At 56.7% G+C, this 24248-nt stretch carries 12 protein-coding genes, 1 tRNA gene and 1 pseudogene; 8 read left to right on the top strand and 6 right to left on the bottom strand.

Annotated features, from left to right (window positions below):
- Positions 1-3: 3 nt before the first annotated feature.
- Positions 4-80, top strand: a tRNA-Glu gene (locus tag RDK48_RS14540).
- 425 nt (positions 81-505) lie between these two features.
- On the opposite strand, the gene RDK48_RS14545 is transcribed toward RDK48_RS14540, so the two are convergent.
- Both RDK48_RS14545 and RDK48_RS14550 read right to left on the bottom strand, forming a co-directional pair.
- On the bottom strand, positions 506-1096 hold the full coding sequence (locus RDK48_RS14545; protein WP_374042287.1) for a Fic family protein: 591 nt from the start codon (positions 1094-1096) through the stop codon (positions 506-508).
- Positions 1093-1620 (bottom strand): DUF4172 domain-containing protein, encoded by a 528-nt coding sequence (locus RDK48_RS14550; protein WP_298998021.1) that lies wholly within the window; start codon positions 1618-1620, stop codon positions 1093-1095. Before RDK48_RS14550 ends, RDK48_RS14545 begins: the two co-directional genes overlap by 4 nt.
- Positions 1621-2205: 585 nt before the next feature.
- On the opposite strand from RDK48_RS14550, the gene RDK48_RS14555 reads away from it, so the two are divergent.
- Positions 2206-6858, top strand: coding sequence for an EAL domain-containing protein (locus tag RDK48_RS14555; protein ID WP_298998019.1), 4653 nt, complete (start codon positions 2206-2208; stop codon positions 6856-6858).
- A gap of 255 nt (positions 6859-7113) precedes the next feature.
- On the opposite strand, the pseudogene RDK48_RS14560 reads toward RDK48_RS14555, so the two are convergent.
- Positions 7114-7335, bottom strand: a pseudogene (locus RDK48_RS14560) (transposase); the annotation flags it as partial.
- 788 nt (positions 7336-8123) lie between these two features.
- On the opposite strand from RDK48_RS14560, the gene dpaL reads away from it, so the two are divergent.
- Positions 8124-9341, top strand: a complete 1218-nt coding sequence (dpaL, locus tag RDK48_RS14565) for a diaminopropionate ammonia-lyase (protein ID WP_298998018.1) — start codon at positions 8124-8126, stop codon at positions 9339-9341.
- 47 nt (positions 9342-9388) lie between these two features.
- On the opposite strand, the gene RDK48_RS14570 is transcribed toward dpaL, so the two are convergent.
- From RDK48_RS14570 to RDK48_RS14580, 3 genes are read right to left on the bottom strand one after another with little or no spacing between them, the layout of a single operon-like run.
- Positions 9389-9925 carry a GNAT family N-acetyltransferase gene (locus RDK48_RS14570; protein WP_298998017.1) on the bottom strand — a complete coding sequence of 179 codons (537 nt, stop codon included), beginning with the start codon at positions 9923-9925 and terminating at the stop codon, positions 9389-9391.
- A gap of 46 nt (positions 9926-9971) precedes the next feature.
- Positions 9972-13112: an efflux RND transporter permease subunit gene (locus RDK48_RS14575; RefSeq protein ID WP_298998016.1), complete on the bottom strand. Its 3141-nt coding sequence runs from the start codon at positions 13110-13112 to the stop codon at positions 9972-9974.
- Positions 13113-13115: 3 nt separating this feature from the next.
- On the bottom strand, positions 13116-14357 hold the full coding sequence (locus RDK48_RS14580; RefSeq protein ID WP_308588048.1) for an efflux RND transporter periplasmic adaptor subunit: 1242 nt from the start codon (positions 14355-14357) through the stop codon (positions 13116-13118).
- 108 nt (positions 14358-14465) lie between these two features.
- Between RDK48_RS14580 and RDK48_RS14585 the strand changes: the two genes are divergently transcribed.
- From RDK48_RS14585 to rpoB, 5 genes are all read left to right on the top strand, one after another.
- A complete protein-coding gene (locus tag RDK48_RS14585; RefSeq protein WP_298998012.1) occupies positions 14466-15281 on the top strand; it encodes a MerR family transcriptional regulator in 816 nt (271 codons plus the stop codon).
- Between the two features lie 172 nt (positions 15282-15453).
- Entirely contained in the window at positions 15454-15750 is a 297-nt protein-coding gene (locus RDK48_RS14590; protein WP_209818972.1) for an STAS domain-containing protein, read from the top strand.
- Between the two features lie 78 nt (positions 15751-15828).
- Complete coding sequence (locus tag RDK48_RS14595; RefSeq protein WP_298998011.1) at positions 15829-18072, top strand: SpoIIE family protein phosphatase; 2244 nt, start codon at positions 15829-15831, stop codon at positions 18070-18072.
- 109 nt (positions 18073-18181) lie between these two features.
- The gene (locus tag RDK48_RS14600) at positions 18182-19522 is read left to right on the top strand and encodes a hypothetical protein (protein ID WP_298998010.1); all 1341 of its coding nucleotides are present in this window, start codon (positions 18182-18184) and stop codon (positions 19520-19522) included.
- A 481-nt stretch (positions 19523-20003) separates the two neighbouring features.
- Positions 20004-24140 carry a DNA-directed RNA polymerase subunit beta gene (gene rpoB / locus RDK48_RS14605; RefSeq protein ID WP_298998008.1) on the top strand — a complete coding sequence of 1379 codons (4137 nt, stop codon included), beginning with the start codon at positions 20004-20006 and terminating at the stop codon, positions 24138-24140.
- Positions 24141-24248 lie beyond the last annotated feature (108 nt).

A 24248-nucleotide genomic window follows, 5' to 3' on the forward strand; every position in this document is an offset into this window, starting at 1 on the left:
CGCGTCCCCATCGTCTAGCCGGCCCAGGACAACGGCCTTTCACGCCGTCGACAGGGGTTCAAATCCCCTTGGGGACGCCACTTGAGAATCAAGGGTTACATCGAAAGATGTAACCCTTTTTTCGTACGCCCGCTACAGGCTGTGGCCCTTACGGCCAGCTTTCTTTACGCACTGGTTAGCGGCGCTGTCTGCCTGACTCTTCACGGCCCTACACCAAAGACGGGGGCAAGCCCCTTTAACGGACAGTTTTTCCGAAGGATTTCGACACTGTTTCTCACGTTGAGGTACGCCACGAGAGCCCACAGGGCACCTGTGCGAGATTTACTGGCGGAAGTGTGAAAACACGGCGTGAATATGTGTCCTCAGCAAGGACGCCCTGAGCCGCATGGAGGACAGAAATAGATAGGCCAACGCAATCAAGGCTGCTGCTGGACGTCTCAAGGTCGTTATCCCCTGCAAGGCTTTTGGTATTTTAGCTTTTACTAAAAACCTTTATCTCAGGGCGTTACTGCTTGGCAGCCTTCTCCACCAATGTATAATTTGTGCTGCGCCCGCCGCTCTCGCCTTGCCGCAAAATGCCATATCCCATCAATCCCCGAATATCCCGTAAGGCGGTATCCGGAGAACACTTTGCCAGTTCTGCGTATTTGCCGCTGGTCAGCTTTCCCTCAAATTCGACCAACAGGCGGTTGATGATAGCTCGCTGTCGTTCATTGAGCGGGTACTGATTGGCATATTGCCACACATGAGCCTTGCGGAAGACTATGGCCAAAGTTTCATCGGCTCCATCAATAGCCCGCCCCAGGCAGCCAAGGAACCAGTTCAGCCAAGGCGTGATATCCAAGCCGCCCTTTTGGGTACGTTCCAAGATATTGTAATGTTCCTTGCACTCCCGCTCGATCTGGCCGGACATGCTGTAAAAGCGTTGCGGACAGTCGTCGGCCCGCGCCAGGGCGCAATCTGCAATGGCACGAGCTATGCGCCCGTTACCATCCTCAAAAGGGTGGATAGTCACAAACCAGAGGTGCGCTGCTACCGCCTTCATTACAGGGTCAAGCTGCAACGGCGCATTGAACCACTCCAGAAAGTGGCTCATTTCCGTATCAAGGCGTTCTGCCACCGGGGCTTCAAAATGAACCTTCTCATGGCCGATGTAGCCGGAGACAATTTGCATGGGCCCGGCTTCTGGCTTGCGCCTCGCGCCCACGGTGATCGTCGTGATGCCCCGAATCCGATAGGAAATAGCGCCGCATGCCAGCCAAACAGCCGTTCCGCTGTAAGCGGTTCAGCATAGCGCTGTGTTGCGTCCAGCATCATTTCCACAACGCCTTCCACGCTTCTGTTCGGGGGCATCAGGGCGCCAATATCAAGTACAAGCCTTCGAGCCAGCGAAGAGCGCACCTGAGCCACATCAAGGGATTCCCCCTCAATGGCGCTCGACTTCACCACATCCAGGGTCAAAGTCTCCAAGCCAGCCTCTGCGCGGATGGAGAAGCCAAGGGCACTCATCCGGCCCAAGAGCAAGCCCTGCTTGTGGCGAATGGCGGCAAGCTGTTCAGCCAGCGTTGCAATGTCCCACTGAAATGTCGGCCAGTCTGGACTTTCGTGAATATAGCGCATAATCGCCGTACCTTTTGCGGAGAATACGGCAGAGATTCTCCGCAAAAGCAATATTCGTCGTAATTTTTGTCGTAATTTTTGCGGTGAATATGCGGCTCAAACGCCGCATCTTATTTAGAGGATGTCGCCAGCAGATGTATGGCGGCATACATGACGACCTAGATGTTACGTTCGTCGTATTACTCCACGGCAATCCACAGCATGCTCAGTTCCGCACTGCGCCCTATCGGGTGGGGGAACAGTTGTCACCCCGTGTCCTCTGCCAAGATAGAAATGCAGTTCCATGAAGCAGACTGCAACCGCCCATTATTGTCTCATTTTTCGCTTTGAAGGGGATTGCGACTCGGAATCCGAGATAACGTTGCGTGCAGGAAAATATTTCAGGAAAGGAATAGTGAAGATATCCAGACATATTCAGTAGTTTCGGCCGGATTCGAGAAGGAGTGTTTATTCACAAATATTTTTGCTTGTGGCATAAATGCATCTACCCATACTTTGCCCACCGACTGCGGATTGAAGTTTGCAGGTGCAGAAAAAAGAGTCGGTTGCTATGGAATGATCGCCGTACAAAGCCAGGAGTATCTCATGAACAGTATCAAATGGCTGTTTATGGTACTGACCACCGCGATATTTCTGGCGGCCAGCGCACTGGCCGTAGCCGTCGATCAGGCTCAGAGTCTTGGGCTGACGGATGATGAAAGGGCTTGGCTACAAGATCATCCCGTTATCCGCGTAGGGAATCAAACCAACTTGCCACCTTTCGATTTTGCCGTCGGGGACCGGCCGCAGGGCTACAGCATCGATCTGATCAACCTGCTTGCCCAGCGCATCGGGTTCAAAGTGGAATATGTCACCCGGCCGACCCGGGAAGAGCTTCTACAACTGTTCAAGCAGGACTATCTGGACCTGTTGCATTCGCTTTATCGCACACCGCAACGAAAAGAACTCGGCATCTTCTCCGAGCCCTACTTTCGCATGAAGCAGGTATTTGTCACGCGCAAGGATGACGCGAACATTTCCGATTTCCAGCAGTTGAACGGCAAGACCGTCGCGACCGGTAAGACGTGGGCGGACTCGGAATTTTTGGCGACACAGTACCCCGGCATCAAACGTCTCTTCCGCGACAGCGTCGAGCAGATGCTGGAGGCCGTGTCGAACGGAGATGCCGATGCCGCGGTTCAAGGGGATGGAGTTGCCGAGTACTGGCTGCGGAGACGAGGATTTACGGACCTGAAGATTTCCGCCTGGGCCAAGGGATTCGACAAGGGAAGGCCTCAATCTTTTTACTTCATGGCGCATAAGACCGCTCCGCAGTTGGTCTCCATACTCGACAAGGCGCTGGCCTCGGTGACACCCGGCGAGTTGCAGGAATTACAAACCAAGTGGTTCGGCTCCGGCGCCGTCAGCGAAACGACACCCGAGGTCAAACGCATCGACCTGACCGAGGAACAACAGGACTACCTTCGCCGCAAGGGGTCGATCAGGATGTGTTCCGCGCCGTCGACCCCGCCCTTTGCCCAGATTACCAGCGACGGCGTCCATCAAGGAATCGCCGCCGATATCATCTCGAAATTGGCGAACCTCATCGGCACGGAGATAACCCTGGTCCCGACCAAGACGTGGAACGAATCGATCGAATTCGTCAAGTCCCGGCGATGCGATATTCTTTCCTATGCCGGGATGACCGAACAGCGGAAAGAGTTCCTGGATTTCACCACCCCTTATCTTTCCATGCCCATTGCCGTCGTGACCCGGAACGATCAACCCTTTATCGTCTCTTTAAAACCATTTTTAAATGAATCCTTTGGCGGTATCAGGGAAACGACCTATGTCGCGGCCTTCAAGGCGCAGTATCCGACGGCCCACATAACAGAATTCGATAACAGTCTCGAAGGGTTGCAACAAGTCAGAATGGGAAAGTTGTTCGGCTTTGTCAGCGCGTTGCCCATCGTCGCCTACCAGATCCAATCTCATGCGCTTCTCGATCTCAAAGTGGCCGGACAACTGGACGAAAAATTCGAGATGTCGGTGGCGACACGCAACGACGAGCCGCTGTTGGGCAGCATTTTCCAGGCCGCGATCAATGCCCTACCCCAGGAGCAACGCCAGGAGATCCTCAATAGATGGCTCGCCGTCCGCTACGAGCAAGGCTTCGATTATGCCCTGATGTGGAAAATCGGACTTGCCGTCGCAGTTTTGTTCGCGGGCGTTCTGATCTGGAATCGACGGCTAGCCACGCTTCACGCCCGGATTGCCGCGCAGAATGCCGAACTGGCCATTGCCGCCGCTGCCTTCAACTCCCAGGAAGGCATGATTGTGACAGACCCGGATAAAGTGATCCTGCGCGCCAATCAGGCATTCCTGGAGATCACCGGCTATCGAGCAGAAGAAGTGATCGGCCGAACACCTCGCTTGTTTTCATCCGGGCGTCACGATGCGGCGCTTTACCGGGCCATGTGGGACGCCATAGACCATGCCGGCAGTTGGCAGGGAGAAATCTGGAATCGCCGCAAGAATGGCGATCTTTATGCCACCTGGCTTACCGTCTCGGTGGTCAGGGACGAAAAGGGAAACGTCACCAATTACATCGGCACACAATTCGACATCACCGAGCGCAAGAGAACCGAGCAGGCGCTGGCCGAAAGTGAAGCCCGATTCCGAAGGTTCTTCGAGGATAATGGCTCGGTCATGTTGCTGGTCGATCCGTCGAACGGGGAGATCATCGCCGCAAATCGCGCCGCGTCGGCCTATTACGGCTATGCGCCGGAACGTTTGACGGGAATGAACATCAATCAGATCAATATACTGCCCCCCGAGGAGGTCGCGCTCGAATACCAGCAGGCGCTTCGCGAGGAACGCTACTATTTCGACTTCCGTCACCGGCTCGCTTCCGGCGAGGTCCGCGATGTCGAGGTCTATTCCACGCCGGTGGAATTCGACGGCAGGCCCATCCTCTCGTCCATCGTCCATGACATCAGCCAGCGTAAGGCGGCCGAGGCCAGATCACGGCGTCTGGCCAATCTCTACGCGGCGTTGAGCCAGTGCAATCAGGCGATCGTACACTGCGCCAGCGAAGTCGAACTGTTCCCGAAGATCTGTCGCTGCGCGGTCGATTACGGCTTTGCGAAAATGGCCTGGATCGGCTTTGTCAACGAGGAGGGCTCGCTGGTCGAACCGGTCGCCTCGTATGGCGACGACACGGGGTATCTGGATGATCTGTCGATTCCAATGGATGTGGGGAACCCGCTTTCGAGGGCACCTGCCACCACCTCAATCCGCGATGATCAGGCAATATGGTATCAAGATTTCGCCCGTGATTTAGAGATCGGTCCCACCTCGCAATCTTGGCATGAACGCGCGGCGAATGCCGGAATTCACGGGCTGGCCTCTCTCCCGTTACATCGCGCAGGTTCTGCGGTCGGGTGCCTTGTCATCTACGCCGACACGGTCGATGCCTTCGATGAGGAGGCCCGCAAGCTTTTGATCGAAATGGCGATGGATATCAGTTTTGCGCTGGGCAATTTCGCCCGCGAGGCAGAGCGACAGCAATCGGCGAAGGCGCTGAGCGCCAGCGAAGCCCGCTATCGTCTCGTTTTCAAGACCAGCCCGAACGCCATCGCCATCAACCGTCTGGACGATGGGGCTTATGTCGAGATCAACGACGGATTTATCAACATGACGGGCTTTGGCCAAGATGACGTTCGGGGGCGCACGTCCTTCGACATCGATATCTGGGGCGATCCCGAAAGTCGCGTGTATCTGGTCGAACGACTGAAGCAGGATTCAATCTGCCAGAACGTAGAGGCCCAATTCAGGAAAAAGAATGGGGAACTACTTTGGGGTTTGATGTCTGCGTCGGTCATCGAACTCGATGGTGAACGCTGCATTCTTTCCGTCACACGGGATATTACCGACATCAAGATGGCCGAAGAGGAGATCAAGACCCTCGCATTTTACGACCCGTTAACGCATCTGCCCAATCGACGACTTTTGATGGACCGCCTGCAGCAAGCTCTCGCCCTTTCCACCAGGGACGGGTGCAAATGCGCCTTGTTGTTCGTAGATCTCGATAACTTCAAGACCCTGAACGACAGCAGTGGCCATGCCATCGGCGACCTCCTTTTGCAAGAAGTCGCCGCGCGTCTTGTCGCCAGTGTGCGCGAGGCCGACACCGTGGCCCGACTGGGCGGAGACGAATTCATTGTGCTCATCGAACAGTTGAGTGAATCTATTGAAGAGGCGGCGAAACAGGCCGAGGGAGTCGGCGAGAAAATCCTTGCCGCCATCAATAACCCTTATCAGCTTGCCGACAGAGAATACCGAAGCACGACCAGCATCGGCATCGCCATGTTCGGGGGGCAGCATGAGAAAACGGACAAGCTTCTGATGCAGGCCGACATCGCGATGTATCAGGCTAAGGCTGCAGGACGCAATGTGATACGCTTTTTTTCGCCTGACCTCCAGAACATCCTCGATTCCCGTGTGGAGACGGAAAATGATTTGCATCTGGCCATCGAAAGAGAACAATTCTCTCTTCATTACCAACCGCAATGGGATCATGGCAGCCTTGTCGGTGCCGAGGCGCTGATACGTTGGAACCATCCGGAGCGGGGCGTGGTGACGCCGGGAGACTTCATTCCCCTGGCCGAGGAAACCGGGTTGATCCTGCCTTTGGGGCAGTGGGTGCTGCAAACCGCCTGCCGTCAGATTGCGGCTTGGCGTGACCAGCCGGACATGGCCCATCTCACGCTCGCGGTCAATGTCAGCGCCCTCCAGTTCCGGCAGCCGAACTTCATCGATCAGACGGTTACGACGCTGGAGCAAACTGGGGCCGACCCTCAGCACCTCAAGCTTGAGCTCACGGAAAGCATGCTGGTGGACAACGTCGAAGACGTCATCGCCAAGATGTTGGCTCTGCGGTCCCGTGGCGTGACGTTCTCGCTGGACGATTTCGGGACCGGCTACTCGTCGCTGTCCTACCTGAAACGCCTGCCCTTGGACCAGGTGAAGATCGACAGATCGTTCGTCAAGGATCTGCTGACGGACGCCAATGACGCGGCCATTGCCCGAACCATTGTCGCCTTGGGACAGGCCATGGGTCTGTCGGTTATTGCCGAGGGCGTGGAAACCGAAGCTCAGAAGGGCTTCCTCACCAGCTTGGGCTGCAAAGCCTTTCAAGGGTTCCTTTTCGGGCGGCCAATGCCCATTGATGAGTTTCAAGCGCTGGTTCGGTGCTGAGTTGTGTGACGCGACAGGAAGTTAGTAATAGTAATAATAATTATTTCGATCGAGCACAGCCGCCGTTTCTCGGTAACTAGACTGGGACGGTGATTGAATTATGTAGGAAGTGGTTTGGGGGGGCAGGATTTGAACCTACAACCTCCAGGCTTTAAGCACATGTGCTCTTCCGTAGGAAGGTTAAAAGGGTGGGAGTGTCCAGAATTTTTCGCACATTTTGTAGCAGCCAGTTGGTAAAGCATGGTTTCGTATTGAGCCGCTGGTACTCACGCCAATGGCTACAAGCACTGATACGTTTTGTACTTCGCCACCCCAAGAGCATTTCAGCCATATCCCATCCACAAAAATGTACGGGGATTTTGGTTCAAGGGGCCGGTTGCGCCATTCCTCAACCCGCTCAAAAATCTTCTGATGCAAGTCGCTTATTGTGCTTGGGCTGACTCGACTGCCCCAAAGAGCCTCGGTAATGTCCTCTATACAGACCCTCTGGGTACGCAGGGGCCGCGTATCAAAGGCAGGTCAAACAACAGCAAAAGGCCGTCACAGCTCCAGACCTGAAGTCTTTTATGGCAAACATAGGCCAGCACGACAGTGGTATTTCTTCTGCACGAGCGGCTTCACCCGTGATGCTGAAAACTACGCTCGCAGCCAGGAGAGTAAAAGAATCATGTTGATCAACAGCGCCAAGTTGGCACAGCTTTGGACGAACAATATTCCTCGCCTCAGTGATCAGGCTTGGCAGCGGCTGCCGCTTACCCCCATTTATTCTCTAACACCTGAAGGTAAAAAATTGAGTAGGAATGAGAGCACAAGTTCTGAGCCTACGGCCTTCGGTTGATATGTGCGGGAAAGAGTTAAAAAGGGGGTTAGTTCGGGGTGTGTGCGGATGTCTTTTGATGTATCTGGATGCACCCTAACATTACTAATTTATTTAATTTGCAATTTTAGAGGCTGTCCTTTTACGCCGCCAACAGGGGTTCAAATCCCCTTGGGGACGCCACTCGAGAAAAAAGGGGTACACTGAAAAATGTAACCCTTTTTTCGTGCGCTTTCTACAGCCCCAAAGGGCGTATTCCTTAGCTGCATTCATTTTTCTTCTACTCCGGCACCTTCTCGCGTAAGGGCACCAGCCTGCATGGTATGCCCATTTTTTCTTAGGGCCGCCATTCCCGAGGTAGCCCCCTTGCCCAGATGGGCAAGCCGCCGCTATACTTGCTATTGCCCGGCCCTGACGCCGCAGGCCAATCCCACCAAGGAAACCGCCCATGCCCGCATCCCTGCTGCTCAATCCCTTTCGCACCGCGCCCGCTCAGGGCGTGGACGTTACCGATTTTTCACCCGCCATGGCCCGGCACGTCCGCGCGTACCATGCATCTTTCAGCCAGTACCGCCCCACTCCGCTGGTAAGCCTGCCGGGGCTGGCGGCAAGCCTTGGCCTAAAAAACGTCTGCGTAAAGGATGAATCGCACCGCTTTGGCCTCAATGCCTTCAAGGTGCTTGGCGGCTCCTACGCCGTGGCTCGCTGCCTTGCCGAGCGCATGCACCTGCCAGCCGAGGGCTTTGTGCGGGGCATGCTTGACGCCCCCGCCGCCAGAGCAGCCGCAGGGCAGATAACATTTATCAGCACAACGGACGGCAACCACGGCAGGGGGCTGGCATGGACAGCCCGCGAGCTGGGCTACCCCTGCATCATCTACATGCCCAAAGGGTCGGACAAAACCCGCCAGAACAACATTCTGGCGCTTGACGCGCAGTGCAGCATCACTCATCTCAATTATGACGACACCGTGCGTATGAGCTGGAATCTGGCGCAGGAGAAAGGCTATGTGATGGTGCAGGATACCGCGTGGGATGGCTACGAGCAGATTCCCGCATGGATCATGCAGGGGTACTTGACCCTTGCCGCAGAAATTCTGGAGCAGATGGGCGCAGCCGCCATTCGCCCGACCCACTGTTTTCTTCAGGCGGGCGTGGGATCATTTGCCGCTGCGGTTGCGGGTTTTCTGGTGGCGGCCCTTGGCGAGGCGGCCCCACGATTCATTGTGGTGGAACCGCATGCCGCCGATTGCTTTTACCGCTCCGCACTGGCGGGCGACGGCAAGGCCCATGCCGTGGGCGGCGACCTGCAGACCCTCATGGCCGGGCTTGCCTGCGGCGAGCCGAGCAGTCTGGCCTGGAGCATCCTCAAGGATTACAGCACGGCCTTCATGTCCTGCCCGGATTACATGGCAGCCAACGGCATGCGCATGCTGGCGGCACCCGTGAGGGGTGATCAGCCCATTGTTTCCGGCGAATCTGGCGCGGCTGGCGCGGGCGCACTGCACTGGCTCATGAGCAGCCCCGCTGCGGCAGATCAGCGCGAAACTCTGGGCCTGAACGCCGAAGCCTCGGTTCTGCTCATCAGCACCGAGGGCGACACGGTGCCGCACATCTATAGAAAGATTGTCTGGCAGGGCGCGTATGCAGATGAGGAGTGCGCCTGACGCCAGCCGCACCCGTCAAGAATTGTGCATATGCCCCACTGCATCCGCTATTGTTTGTTTTTCCATTCCTTTTTCAGCAGGGCATAGAGGCATGTATTTTCGTATTTGGGCGTTCCATCGGCATTGCTGACAAATGAAATGAACTCCTTGAAAAGCCCTTCCCTGCGCATGCCCAGCCGCTCGCACAGTTTTTGCGAGCGGATATTGTCATCTTCCACATAGGCATATACCCGCCTTGCGCCCTTGTGGGTAAAAAGGATGTCAATGAACGCCCTTGCGGCCTCGCTCGCGTATCCCTTTCCCTCATGACTGCTGTTCAGATGCCAGCCCAGGCCATAGGTATCCGGCTCATCATTCGCGGCAAACATCAGCCCGATCATCACATCCTGCTCTTTGAGGCAAACCGCCAGTTGCACGGGGTCTGCGCTTCGCCGCGCAACGTCGGCAACCGCTGCTTCCATCGAATCCAGACGGTCAGGCGCAAAACAGTGGACGCGTGGATGCGAAAGCATTTCAAACAGGCCTGCCGCATCCTTGGCTTCAAAAGGTCTCAGGACAAGACGTTCCGTTTCAAATTTTGCCACAGCAACCTCCTGTATTTCAAAATCATCATCTCTGTTCATGCCATGCTCAATGTTGTTCTGGCTGCGCCGCAGGTTCGGCAGAAGGCTCTTTTCGCCGCAGCTTTCCGCTGAAAAAACGGGTCACGACGATGAAGAACAGCGGCGTGTAGTAAATGCCCAAACCTGTTGCGGTGATCATGCCTGTCAGCACTGCTGTGCCAAGTGCGTTTTGCGCGCCGGAGCCTGCCCCGCTGCTGAGCGCCAGCGGCACCACACCAAGAATGAAGCATAGCGAGGTCATTATGATGGGCCGCAGACGAAGCCGGGAGGCCTCCACAGTGGCTGCAACCAGATCTTTGCCGCCCCTGTGCATTTCTCTGGCAAATTCCACGATCAGGATTGAGTTCTTGGCCGACAGGCCAATGATCGTCAGCAGTGCAATTTGCAGGTAAATGTCATTATTCATGCCGCGCAGGTACACACCGCCCAGTGCGCCCACAATGCCCGTGGGCACCGCCAGCAGCACTGCCAGCGGGATAGTCCAGCTTTCGTACAGGGCAGCCAGACAAAGAAAGACCACGATAATGGAAACAGCGTACAGCAAAGGGGCCTGACTTGCGGACACACGCTGCTGAGAGGAAAGCCCCGTCCAGGCATAATCAAAACCGGGGGGCATACTTGCCGCGCTTTTTTCCATTGCCGTCATGGCTTGCCCGGTGCTTTGCCCCGGCGCGGCGGCCCCTTCAATCTTTACGGACGGTATGCCCTGATAGCGGGTCAGGCTTGGGGAAGCCAAAACGGACTTTACGCCGATAAAACTGGAGAACGGCACCATCTCGTCCTTGGCGTTGCGCAGATAAAAGCGCCTGAAATCGTCTACTCCGGCGCGAACCGAAGGCTCCGCCTGAAGGTATACCTTTTTTGTTCTGCCCTTATCCGAAAAATCATTGATATATTCACCCGCCCAGTAGGCGCTGATGGCGCTGTTTATTTCGGCTCTGCTCAGGCCGTAAGCGCCAGCCTTGCTGTTGTCGATGACCAGATCGTACTGCTCGGTATCGGCCATGCCGCTATACCTTACGCTGGTAACAGCAGTGGATTTTGCCGCACTTTCCAGCAGGGCATCCTTGGCGTTGAGCAAGGCCGCGTGCCCTTTGCCGCCGCGATCCATCAGTTCCAGCTCAAAGCCAGAGGAAGTGCCAAGCTCCATGACCGCCGGGGGCGACATCACAACTATTTCCGCCCCGGCTATGGATGAAAACCGTTCCGTGGCGCGTTCCATCACGTCAGAGGCGCTCTGCCCCGGGCCGCGTTTGCTCCAGTCCTTGAGCAGGGGAAGCACCATGGCCGAGTTCTGGCCGGAACCGCTGAATCCCCAGCCGATAACGCTCATGACGCTTTCTATGGAATCCTTTTCGTCTTTGCGAAAGTAGGCATCAATCTCTTTGACAATCTTTTCCGTGCGCTCAAGTGACGCGCTCGGCGGCAACTGCACGTCAACATACAGGATGCCCTGATCTTCATCCGGCAAAAATGCCGAAGGCAAAAGCATAAACAAAGCCAGGCACCCTGCTGCCAAAACCGCAAATACCACGCCCCACCGCAAGGGGTGCCGCACCATGCCGCTCACGCCACGGCTGTAGCGTTCCGTAAAGGCGGCAAACCATCGGTTGAAGCGCCCAAAGAAGCCTTCGCCCGTTCCATTGCCATGCGTACGCAGCATGGTGGCGCACAGGGCAGGCGTAAGCACAATGGCAACCACTACAGAAAGTACCATTGACGCAACAATGGTCACGGAAAACTGCCGGAAGATTGCCCCGGTGGAGCCGGGCATAAAGGCCATGGGAACAAACACGGCGGATATGACCACGGCAACGCCCACAAGTGCCCCGGTTATCTGCCTCATGGATTTGAGCGCGGCCTCCTTTGGGGAAAGCCCCTCGTCGCGCATGAGGCGCTCCACATTTTCCACCACAACAATGGCGTCATCCACCAAAAGACCAATAGCCAGCACCATGCCGAACATGGTCAATGTGTTGATGGAAAAACCCGTGGCCGCAAATACCGCGAACACCCCGAGCAGCACCACAGGTACGGCAATGGCCGGAATAAGCGTGGCGCGGTAGCTCTGCATGAACACAAACATCACCGCCACAACAAGGGCAATGGCCTCAAAAAGGGTACGCACAACCGACCGTATGGATTTTTCCACAATGGGCGCGCGGTCGTCAGCATAGGCATATTTCAACCCCGGCGGGAAAAAGCTGGCGAGCGACTGCAATTCGGCCTTGATTCCCCTGGTGGTTTGCAGAACGTTGGCCCCCGATGAAAGCTTGAAAGCCAGCCCCGTACCCGCATGCCCGTTGAAAAATGTGGTGCCCATGGAACTTTCTTCATTCAGTTCGATGCGGGCAACATCCTTAAGCAGCACTGCGGATCCGTTTTCTTCCACCCGCAGCTGAATCTGTTCAAACTGTTCCGCTGTTTCCAGGCTGGATGAGGCGTTGATGGCAATATTGATCTCCTGCCCCGGCAAGGCAGGGGCCGCCCCCACCTGACCGCCAGCAACCTGGGCGTTCTGGGCGCGCACGGCAGCAATAATATCCTGAGGATTCAGCTTGTACTGGCGCATTTTGTCCGGGTCGCACCAGATGCGCATGGCATTTTGAAAACCGTACAGGGTGATTGCACCAACGCCCTGAACGCGGCTCAAGGGGTCAACAAGCGAGCTTGCCACATAGTCGCTTATGTCATTGGGGCGCATGGTATCGCTGGCATCGTAAAAAGCCACTGTCATGAAGGAATTGTCCACGGCTTTGGACGCCTGGACGCCCTGCCGCTGCACTATATCGGGCAGCAGGGAAAGAGCCTGCTGCACCTTGTTCTGCACCTGCACCTGCGCCGTATCGGCATCCGTGCCCGCAGCAAAGGTGAGGGTAATTTCCGTACCGCCGGAGGAACTGCTGGTTGATTTCATGTGCAGCAGGTTGTCCAGACCTTTTATCTGCTGCTCAATGATCTGCGTGACGCTGCGGTCAACAATGGACGCGGTCGCTCCTGGGTACTGGGCAGAGATGGATATCTGCGGCAGGGCGATATCCGGGTAATGCGCAACGGGGAGCCTGCCAAGAGCCAGCAGCCCGGCCAGCATAATGATGATGGCAATAACCCAGGCAAAGATGGGGCGATTGATGAAAAAAGCTGCCATACCCTACCGTGCCTCGGTGGCAGACGCCGCAGGGGCGGCCTTTGTTTGCAAAGATTGCGCGGGTACGCCCCGCACAAGTTCACCGGGGGCCGCTTTCTGGAAGCCCTCAACCACCAGCATGTCGCCAGCGCTGAGGCCCGCGCCCACAATCCAGCGGTTGCCGTATGCGCGGTCAATGCTCACATCGCGCCGCGTCAGACGAAAAATCCCGTCTTCCGTGCCTTCTTTCTGCAACACGTAAACAGAATGCCCGCCCGTATTGTTCACAAAGGCGGCCCCCTGCGGGATCAGCACTGCCTTGTCCACCGAACCTTCTTCAATAGCGGCCTTAACGTACATGCCCGGCAGCAGCAGCCCGTCAGGATTATCGACCACAGCCCGCAGCATGATGCTCCCCGTGCTCTGCGCGACAGATATTTCAGAAAACAGCAGGTCGCCCTGTATCCAGGCCGATTCACCAGCGTGCGCTGCTGTGGCGACTGGCGTATAGGGCGAGCCGTCTTCCAGCGTCAGCCGGATTTTGGCGGTATTCCCCTTGGCAGATATGCGGCCTTGCGCAAGGGCGCGGCGCAGGCGGATAGCTTCCGCGCTGGATTGCGTTATATCAATATAGACGCGGTCAATCTGCTGGATAACGGCCAGAGGGGATGACTGATTGGCCGTAACCAGAGCGCCGACCGTAACGGCAGAGGCCCCAATGCGGCCTGACACTGGGGCTTTTATTTCTGTATAGGCAAGATTGATGGCCGCTGTTTCAAGCTCGGCCTCCGCCCTGGCAACGCGGGCGCGGGCCTGACCATGCTGCGAGATGGAATTGTCCAGCTCCTGCTGGCTTACGGCGTATTGCTTTATCAATTGCCGCTGACGTTTTTCCAGCAGGGCAATGGCGGTAACAGCAGCCTTTGCCTCCGCAAGCGAGGCTCTGGCCGTGGCGTGGGCCGCCTGATAGATGGCCGGGTCTATGCGGTACAAGACCTGCCCTTTTTTTATATCTGCGCCTTCTTCAAAAAGACGCTCAATGACAATGCCGTCAACCTGAGGCCGAACCTCCGCCGTTACCAGCGCGGACACTCTCCCCGGCAGCGTACTGCTCAGGGTCAACTTTTCTTCCCCCAGCACAAGGTATTGCACCTCGGCATGGGCTGGGCCAGACTCCTCCGCCTTGTTGCAGCCAAGGGCGAGCACAGTCAGCCACAAGGGCACGAGCAGCCACAGTCGAATTTTTTTCATACTAAACCAGCGCATTACAAACACCTCTGCTCTTGTATGGGCAAGCAACTTCCGGCTTGCCCTTTTGCCTGTAATTTGCCAGCGTAAACTATACAGTTACTTTAGAGTCAAGGGAAAAATGAAATGAAAAAGAATCTGCTCACCTCAGGCGAATTCGCCAGCCTGTGCGGCACGCAAAAAGGCACCCTGCTGTTTTATGAAAAGGAAGGGTTGCTGAAACCCAGACACGTTTCAGAAAACAGGTACCGCCGATACGGGATTGAGCAGTATTTTGAATTTGACCTGCTCTCCATGCTCAAGGAGGTCGGCAGTTCGCTGAAGGAGGTCAAGGCGCACCTGCATAACATGAACGGCGAGGATTTCTTGTCCTTCCTGCGGGAAAAACAGCTCGCCGCAGAAAAGGAACTGCGCCGAGTGGCCCAGCGCAGATTGATGCTCAAAGACATGACCGGCTGCCTGCGCGAAGCCCTGGATTTTGAATACGACACCATGACCGTACGGCACCAAAAGGCAGAACGGCTGGAAATGACCCCCACAGGCGCAAGCCCCTCAGAGTCGCAATGGGAACTTGTACAACGCTTTGTGGAATATAATCGGGGATATGATCAGCAGGAAGAAAAACCGCGTTACCCCTTTGGCGTTGTCTTTTGCCTGGATGACATACGGCAGGGCAGCTATGTTGAGCGCTATTACTTCACCAAGGTGCGGCGCTCCACGCCGCCCTCCCTCCTCCATATAAAACCTGAGGGAAAATACGCCATTCTGGCCCACAACGGCACGGATGCCTCGCACAGGCTGGCCCTTGCCGATATGCTGAAGAAGGTCAGCACCGCAGGCCTGACCATGAAAAGCGATGTCTATGTGTGCGACATGATGAGTTACGTCATGCAGGAGGGCGGCGACTGCTACGCGGTGAAATACGCCATTCGGGTTGAATAGCGGCATGCGGCCTCAATTGACGGTTCCCCGTAATCAGGCCCGCCAGCACGGCCCGTGCGCCCTCGCCCCTGCCCCGCCGATACGTATTTTCCTCTTGCGGGCGGGGCGCTGTAATCGTAGAGATATGCAAGAGCTATACGATTGCTCCACCAAAATCATTATGAGGCCCCACATGCAGGTTTGCAAAAAATTGGCTGACGGCGTTTTGCATGTCAGCATAGCGGGCAAGATCGACACCGTGACGGCTCCGGCGCTGGACAGGGATTTGCAAGAAGACTGCGGCGCTGCGGACGAGCTGGTGCTTGATTTCAGCGAGGTGGACTATATTTCAAGCGCAGGCCTGCGCATTTTGCTGCGCCTGCACAAGCGCATGGTTCAGCGCAAGGGCATGCGCATCATCCACGCCAATGAAACCGTGAGAGAAGTGTTCAGCATCACAGGTTTTGTGGATCTGTTTACCATAGAATAGCCGCACACCCGCAAGCCCGCGCCGCCAGGTTCGGGCTTTCCTTATGCTGAGCGGGCAAGCCCGCAAAGGCGGGCCGCCATGCACAAATTATTTCACAAATGGCTTTTTATCTGCATCTTTCCTGCCTTTTGCCTCACACTTGCCGCATCCTACCTGTTGCAGACCCGGCAGGCCGAAGAAAACGCCCGCCATATGCTTTCCAGCAACCTGGACGATGGGGAAAAATATCTGCGCATGGTCATCACCAATGCCGCCTACATCCGCGAAATTTCGGATGCTGGCGCGCTGACCAAGGCGCGGGCCTTTGCGGCCATAATCACGCAAAACCCAAACATCCTTAACGTCCCAACCATCTTACACTTTTTGCGCAAACTGCTGGATGTGGAAGAGCTGAACGTTGCGGACGACCGGGGCGTGATCATAGCCTCCACGGGCCCCTTTGCGGGCTACGACATGGCGTCCTCGCCGCAGTCTGCGGCATTTTTGCCAGCCCTGCGCGATCTGGATTTTGCCCTTGTGCAGGATATTGAAGAGCGCGGCGCAGACCACGAACCCTTTCAGTATGCTGGCGTGGCCCGCCGCGACTGCACGGGCATTGTGCAGATCGGCTATTCACCCAAGCGACTGACAGCCGCCCTGCGCTCCGCTGCGGTGGATCAAATCGCACCGCGCTACCATATTGGCTCCAACGGTTTTATGGCCATCGCCATTTACGGAGCCGTCATCAGCACGGGCAACGAGACCGCTGTTCCCCTTGGGGCGAATGTGGATGCCCTCGGCCTCATACAGCCTGACGGCAAGGGGCTGGTTTCCATTCTCGGCAAGCAGTACATCTGCCAGGACATCGAGGTGGAGGGCTACACCCTCTTTGCCCTGCTGCCCCGCAGCGAGGTGTTTTTTTCGCGCGACAGCATGCTCCTGTACATCGCGGCCTGCAATATGGCGCTGTTTGCCGTGATTTTCTGGATGGTGTCGCATCTGGTCAAACGGCTGGTTATCAACGATGTATACCGCGTCAACGAAGACCTGCAAAAAATCACGTCCGGCAATCTGGATGTGGTGCTCAACGAGCGCACCACGCCGGAATTCGGGCTGCTCTCGGACGGCATCAACAAGACCGTGCAGAGCCTCAAGGCGGCCATCAGCGCCGCAGCGGGCCGCATAGACGCAGAGCTGGAATTTGCCCGCGCCATCCAGTGCTCCTCGCTGCCAAGTGTTTTCCCCGCCTATCCAGAGCGGGAAGACTTTGACATTTTTGCCGTCATGCGTGCCGCCAAGGTGGTGGGCGGCGATTTTTACGACTTCTATCTGCGGGATAAAAACCAGCTGGTGATTGTGGTGGCCGATGTGGCGGACAAGGGCATCGGCGCGGCCCTGTTTATGATGACGGCCAAGACCCTCATCAAGAGCCTTGCGGAATCGGGCCTTTCCCCGGCAGAGATTTTCACGCAGGCCAACAAACGCATCACGGCGCACAATGATCAGGATATCTTTCTCACGGCCTTTCTGGCTGTGCTCGACCTCACCACCGGGCGGCTGATCTGCGCCAATGCCGGGCATGAGCATCCGCTGGTATTCAAACACGCCGAAGGCCGCTACGCATGGCTTGAAGCAGGCCATGGCCTGCCGCTGGGGGCAATGCCCAATTCCCGGTACAAGGAGCAGACCTTCCAGATTGCCCCCGGCGACCGTCTGCTGCTCTATACTGATGGCGTCAGCGAGGCGGAAAACAGCCGGGGCGAACGTCTTGGCCTCAGCGGCATAGAAAGCGCCGTGATGGGTACCGAGCGTATGGATGCGGAGCAGACCGTGCAGGCCCTGCTGCGTCGGGTGGACGACTTTGCCGCTGGCGTGGAGCAGGCGGACGACATCACCATTCTGGCGCTGGAATTTACTGGTCTGGCTTGGGATGAACTGCTCATAACGGCGGATGACGCTCATCTGGAAACTCTGCTGGCCTTTCTGGAAGAAAAGCTCAAGGTCGCCCAGTGCCCTGCCGCCACCCTGCCAATGCTGCTGGTTACTGCGGAAGAAGTCTTTGCCAACATTGCCCACTATGCCTATGCCCCTGATCAGGGAACAGTGCTGGTGCGCTGTCGGGCGCGCTCCGGGCCTTTCCAGGCCGTGATGCAGTTTCAGGATACAGGCCGCCCCTTCAACCCCCTGCACCAGCCGGACCCGGATACAAGCCTGCCCGCCGAGCAGCGCCGCGAGGGAGGTCTGGGCATTGCCATGATGCGCAAGATCATGAGCAGGATGGAATATGCCCGCACTGCGGACGGCAAGAACATTTTAACCCTCTGGAAGCAGGAAGACGCCTGAGTCCGGGGCCTGGCTGGGTCCGTCTGATTTAGCCCACGCCAGCCTACTGCATCAGGTGCGGTATCTTCGCGGGTTGCCGATTCTGCCAATGCCCATAGGGAGTAGCATCATGGAAGCAAAAAAAGCCATCATCGAGACAGTGGCAGAATACCTTGCCCCCCTCTTCGGCCCAGCAACAGAAATTCTGGACGATGACTACACCAGGGAAAATTTTGAAGACCTCGCCGAAATGAACGGCAGGCGCTTTATGCTGAGGGTCGCCCTTACCGGCCAACCGGAGGATGAAGTGTACCTCTTCCGCGCCATTCCGTTTACAGAAACGGAGCAGGCCATTGCCCGAACCATCCTTGATGAATGGGAAAAAATCTTCACCACGCCCCATATAGATGATTACGCCGCTGTGTGCATACGGCAGGCCCAGATCATCGGCATTGCCAAAATACTCTCGCCAGAGCGCCACACAACGGTGCTGCGCATGCTGAATCTGCTGTCGTTCTGGTCGAGCGAAACGTATGAAGGCGACAAGATATCCTTCTGCGTGGGCATTGACGAAGACGACCTCCGCCCCGGCAGCGTGAATTTTTTTGATGCCAGCAAGGAAGACTACGCCAAGGTGCTCACCTCCGGCTGCGATACCCTGCTTGTGTGCAATGCAGAGGGCGGCATAACCGCCTACTGCGAGGCGGCATTGCCCGCAGAGGCCGAGGCGGCCCATGTTTACGCGCCTCTGTCCTTTCTGCCCGTGGCCTATTGGACATCACAAAACAGGTGTGCCTTTTGCCTCAGCAGAAACGGCGACATCCTCATCTTCAAAAACAGGCAGTTATTTTTTGCCAAAAGGCGCGGCAAGTGGCTGCATTTTTCGCATCAGGCCTACCTTGCCGAGCTTGGCTATCAGGGGCAAGGCGGCAGCAGGGGCACCATTGAGGCGCTGTACCTGAGCCTGCTCGACGTTTCATTCAGGCGCAAGGGCGCGTGTATCGGCTTTTTCCGCACAAACGCCGTTACCCCGTGGATGATAAACGAGCGCCGGAATCAGCGCATTGGGCAGAACATTTCGCAGGATGAACTGGTGCGTATCTCGCAAGACAGGCTGCACGGCTACCTGAACGAAATAGTCAGCCAGGGCGACATGCTAGGGCACAATGCCAGCAGCAAAACCGCACTGCTGCGCTCGGCACTGCCAAGCCTGAATTTTGCGCAGATTCCACGCAAGCTGCGGGCCGAACTTCTTTCCATTGATGGCGCAACCCTGATCTTTGACGATGGCAGCGTTTTTGCGGTGGGGGCTATCCTCAAGATTCCCGGCGGCAGCAGCAGCGGTGGGCGCAAGGCGGCAGCCATGACCCTGGCCGAGCACGGCATCGGCATCAAGGTTTCCAACGATGGGCATATCACGGCCTGGAGCCGGAGAGCCGAGGAGGGGCAGGCCCTGTTTGAAATAGGTTAAGGCGCGGCAAATTTTAAGGCGGCTGGAAAAAACGTTCTTTTGTGCGCCTGCCAGTGCGGTTTGTGTGCTCAAACGAGAATAACCGCTCCATCCGGCGATTTTTTTGTCTTGTCATGAAGTTCCCACTGAGGTAAATTAGTGAACAGAGGCTTTTTTATTTTTCTCTCCCGCTTTTTTTGCTTGCCAAGGACTCGGATTCCTAGTATGCATCCTCTTTCAACGATTGGTGCGGGAGGCTCCTTTCTGTTTTTCAATAACTTACTGACCAAGCATATATATTAAAGGTAATGCCCTGACCCCAGCCCTGTTTACCCAGACAGGGATGGGTTTTTTACGCCTTGCCCGCAGTAAGTTCTTTTTAGCCTTCCCACCAGATTACGCTTTCAGGGTGCAGTGACAGCAAGTTTTTTGCCCGCCGGCTTAGGCATGCTGATTTGTCTCGCGCAGCCGGGGCGCAACCGCTACCTATCTTGAGGTACCCATGGGCCAGCTCACCAAACAGTTCGGCAAGATCAAGGTTTCCCTCCCTATCCCACATCTGCTGAATCTGCAGATAGATTCTTACCAGAAATTCCTTCAGGAAGGCGTTTCAGATGCCGACCGCAGCCCAGAGGAAGGGCTGGAAGGTGTGTTCCACACCGTCTTCCCCATTGAGGATTTCAATAAGACCGCCAGTCTTGAGTTCGTCAGCTATGAAATCGGCGAACCCAAGTACGACCAGGCCGAGTGCATTTCCAAGGGGCTGACCTACGAGGCACCCATGCGCATCAAGGTGCGCCTGGTTGTCTATGACACCGATGAAGCTTCGGGCAACCGCACCATCCGCGACATCAAAGAGCAGGATATCTATTTTGGCACCCTGCCCCTGATGACGGAAAAGGGCACGTTTATCATCAACGGCACCGAGCGCGTCATCGTTAACCAGTTGCAGCGCTCGCCGGGCATCATCTTTGAGCACGACGGCGGCAAGACCCACACCAGCCGCAAAGTGCTCTATTCCTGCCGCATCATCCCCATGCGCGGCTCGTGGCTCGACTTTGACTTCGACCACAAGGATATTCTGTACGTCCGCATCGACCGCCGCCGCAAGATGCCTGCCACCATCCTGTTCAAGGCCATGGGCATGAGCAAGGAGCAGATTCTTGAATACTTCTACTCGCAGGAGCACTACCGCATTGAGTCGGCCAGCAGCCTGTTCTGGGAAGTGCGCAAGGATCTGTACCGCAAGGACAACGCCTACGCCGACATCATCGATGCGCAGGGCAATGTCATTGTCAAGGCTGGCAAGCCCATCACCAAGCGCAGCTGGCGCCTGATCTGCGAAGCGGGCATTGAAGCCATTGAAGTTCGCCCCGACACGCTGGACGCCATGTTCCTGGCTTTGGACGTGACCGATCCCAAGACCGGCGAAGTGCTGGCTGAAGCCGCGGACGAAATCACCGCAGGCCTGCTCGACCGCTTCCGCGAAGCGGGCATCACGCGCATTGCCGTGCTGCACACCAAGGGCACGGATACGTCTTCGTCCATCCGCGATACTCTGGTTCAGGATCGCATCCCCGACCAGCAGAAAGCGCAGGAAGAAATCTACCGTCGTCTGCGTCCGTCTTCTCCGCCTACCCCGGAAATTGCGGCCAGCTTCTTTGACAACCTGTTCCGCAACGGCGACTACTATGACCTGTCGCCCGTGGGCCGCTATAAACTCAACCAGCGTCTGAGCCTGGATGAGGCTGACGACCTGCGTACGCTGACCGACCACGACATCCTCACCGCCATCAAGGTGTTGGTGCAGTTGAAGGACAGCCACGGCCCCGCCGATGATATCGACCACCTTGGCAACCGCCGTGTGCGTCTGGTGGGCGAACTGGTGGAAAACCAGTACCGCATCGGCCTTGTGCGTATGGAACGCGCCATCAAGGAGCGCATGAGCCTTCAGGAAATTTCCACGCTCATGCCCCACGACCTGATCAATCCCAAGCCTGTGGCGGCTGTGCTGAAAGAATTCTTCGGCACCTCGCAGCTTTCGCAGTTTATGGATCAGACCAACTCGCTCTCCGAAGTGACGCACAAGCGCCGCCTTTCGGCTCTGGGCCCCGGCGGTCTTACCCGTGAACGCGCGGGCTTTGAAGTGCGCGACGTGCACACCTCGCACTATGGCCGCATCTGCCCCATTGAAACGCCTGAAGGCCCGAACATCGGTCTGATCGTTTCGCTGACAACCTTTGCCAAGGTGAACGACTACGGCTTTATCGAAACGCCTTACCGCGTTGTGCGCAATGCCCGCGTTACCAATGATGTGGTGCACCTTGATGCATCCCGCGAAGGCGGTCAGGTTGTGGCTCAGGCCAACGCCCGCACCGACGCCGATGGCAATCTGCTTGACGAATACGTTACCGTGCGCGTCAAGGGCGAAGTGGAAATGAACCTGCGTGAAGAAGTGACCCTGATGGACATTTCGCCCAGCCAGATGGTCTCCATCTCTGCCGCGCTCATTCCCTTCCTGGAACACGACGACGCCAACCGTGCGCTCATGGGTTCAAACATGCAGCGTCAGGCCGTGCCGCTTCTGCGCGCCGAAAAACCCCTGGTGGGCACCGGCATGGAAGTGGACGTGGCCCGCGACTCCGGCGCGTGCATCGTGGCTCCCGCTCCGGGCAAGGTGGAATATGTGGACGCCGACCGCCTCATCGTTTCGTACGAAGGCGATGTGTTCCCCAAGCAGGGCGGCGTGCGCGCCTATGATCTGCTGAAGTTCCACAAGTCCAACCAGAACTCCTGCTTTGGGCAAAAGCCCACCTGCTACCCCGGCATGCCCGTGAAAAAGGGCCAGATTCTGGCTGACGGCCCCGGTATTGACGAAGGCGAACTGGCCCTCGGCAAAAACCTGGTGGTCGCCTTCATGCCCTGGTGCGGTTACAACTACGAAGACTCCATCCTCATTTCCGAGCGCACCGTTCGCGAGGATACCTTTACCTCCATTCATATTGAAGAATTCGAGGTAGTGGCCCGCGATACCAAGCTTGGACCGGAGGAAATCACTCGCGATATTCCCAACGTCAGCGAAGAAATGCTGCGCAACCTGGACGAAAGCGGCATCATCCGCATCGGCGCAGCGGTCAAGCCCGACGATATCCTTGTGGGCAAGATCACGCCCAAGGGCGAAACCCAGCTTACCCCTGAAGAAAAGCTGCTTCGCGCCATCTTCGGCGAGAAGGCGAGGGATGTGAAAAACACCTCCCTCAAGGTTCCCCCGGGAGTGGAAGGCACCATCATTGACGTGAAGGTCTTCAACCGCCGCTCCGGCGAGAAGGACGACCGCACGCTGACCATTGAAAGCCACGACACATCCGTGCTGGACCAGAAGGAATCTGATCACCTTCGCGCTTTGTCCGACCGCACCCGCGTTCAGATTGCCCCGCATGTGCTGGGCAAGCAGATCGCAGCCTCAGTGCCTGGCAAAAAGAAGGGCGAAGTGCTGGCCGAAGTTGGCGCAGCCCTGACCGAAGACGTGCTTGAACAGATCCCCGTGAAGAAACTCGCGGGCCTGTTCAAGAGCAAGGAAGTCAACGACGCCGTGGCCGATGTGCTCAAGTCTTACGACCAGCAGGTTGAATACCTGAAGGCCATTTACGACTCCAAGCGCGAAAAGGTTACGGAAGGCGATGATCTGCCCCCTGGCGTCATCAAGATGGTCAAGGTGCACATCGCCATCAAGCGTAAGCTCTCTGTGGGCGATAAAATGGCTGGCCGCCACGGTAACAAGGGTGTTGTTTCCTGCATTCTGCCGGAAGAAGACATGCCGTTCTTTGCCGACGGTCGCCCCGTGGACATCGTGTTGAACCCCCTGGGCGTGCCTTCACGTATGAACATCGGGCAGATCATGGAAACCCACCTTGGGTGGGGCGCCAAGGAACTGGGTCGGCAGCTGGCCGAACTGGTTGACTCCGGCGCGGCCATGCAGGTTGTGCGCGAAGAACTGAAGGGCGTTTACAATTCGCCTGAAATCAACGCCCTTGTGGACAGCATGAACGATGAGGAATTCAAGGCCTCCGCCCTCAAGCTGCGCAACGGCATTGTTACCAAGACCCCGGTGTTCGACGGCGCGACCGAAGAAGAAATCTGGGGCTGGATGGACAAGGCTGGTCTTGCCAACGACGGCAAAACCACCCTGTACGATGGCCGCACGGGTGTTCCCTTCAAGAACCGCGTGACCACGGGCGTCATGTACATGCTCAAACTGCACCACTTGGTTGACGAAAAAATCCATGCCCGTTCCACTGGCCCCTACTCGCTGGTGACGCAGCAGCCCCTCGGCGGTAAAGCCCAGTTCGGTGGTCAGCGTCTTGGTGAAATGGAAGTGTGGGCTCTGGAAGCTTACGGCGCGGCCTATTTGCTGCAGGAATTCCTTACGGTCAAGTCGGACGACGTGACCGGACGCGTGAAGATGTACGAAAAGATCGTCAAGGGCGACAACTTCCTTGAAGCCGGTCTGCCCGAATCCTTCAACGTGTTGGTGAAGGAACTCATGAGCCTTGGCCTCAACGTGACCCTGCATCAGGAAGAAGGCAAGAAAAAGCCCAAACGCGTGGGCTATATGAAAGAACGCGAGGAAGAGGCGTAACAGCCCCTTTCTGCGGCCCCGGAAACGCGTTGCGTTGGCCGTGAGCGGTTATGCCTCTCACGGCCAACGACAGCATGGCTAACGATTTCAACGAGCTTTTTACAAAGC

Source organism: uncultured Desulfovibrio sp. (genome assembly GCF_902477725.1).
In the GTDB taxonomy this organism is placed as follows: domain Bacteria; phylum Desulfobacterota; class Desulfovibrionia; order Desulfovibrionales; family Desulfovibrionaceae; genus Desulfovibrio.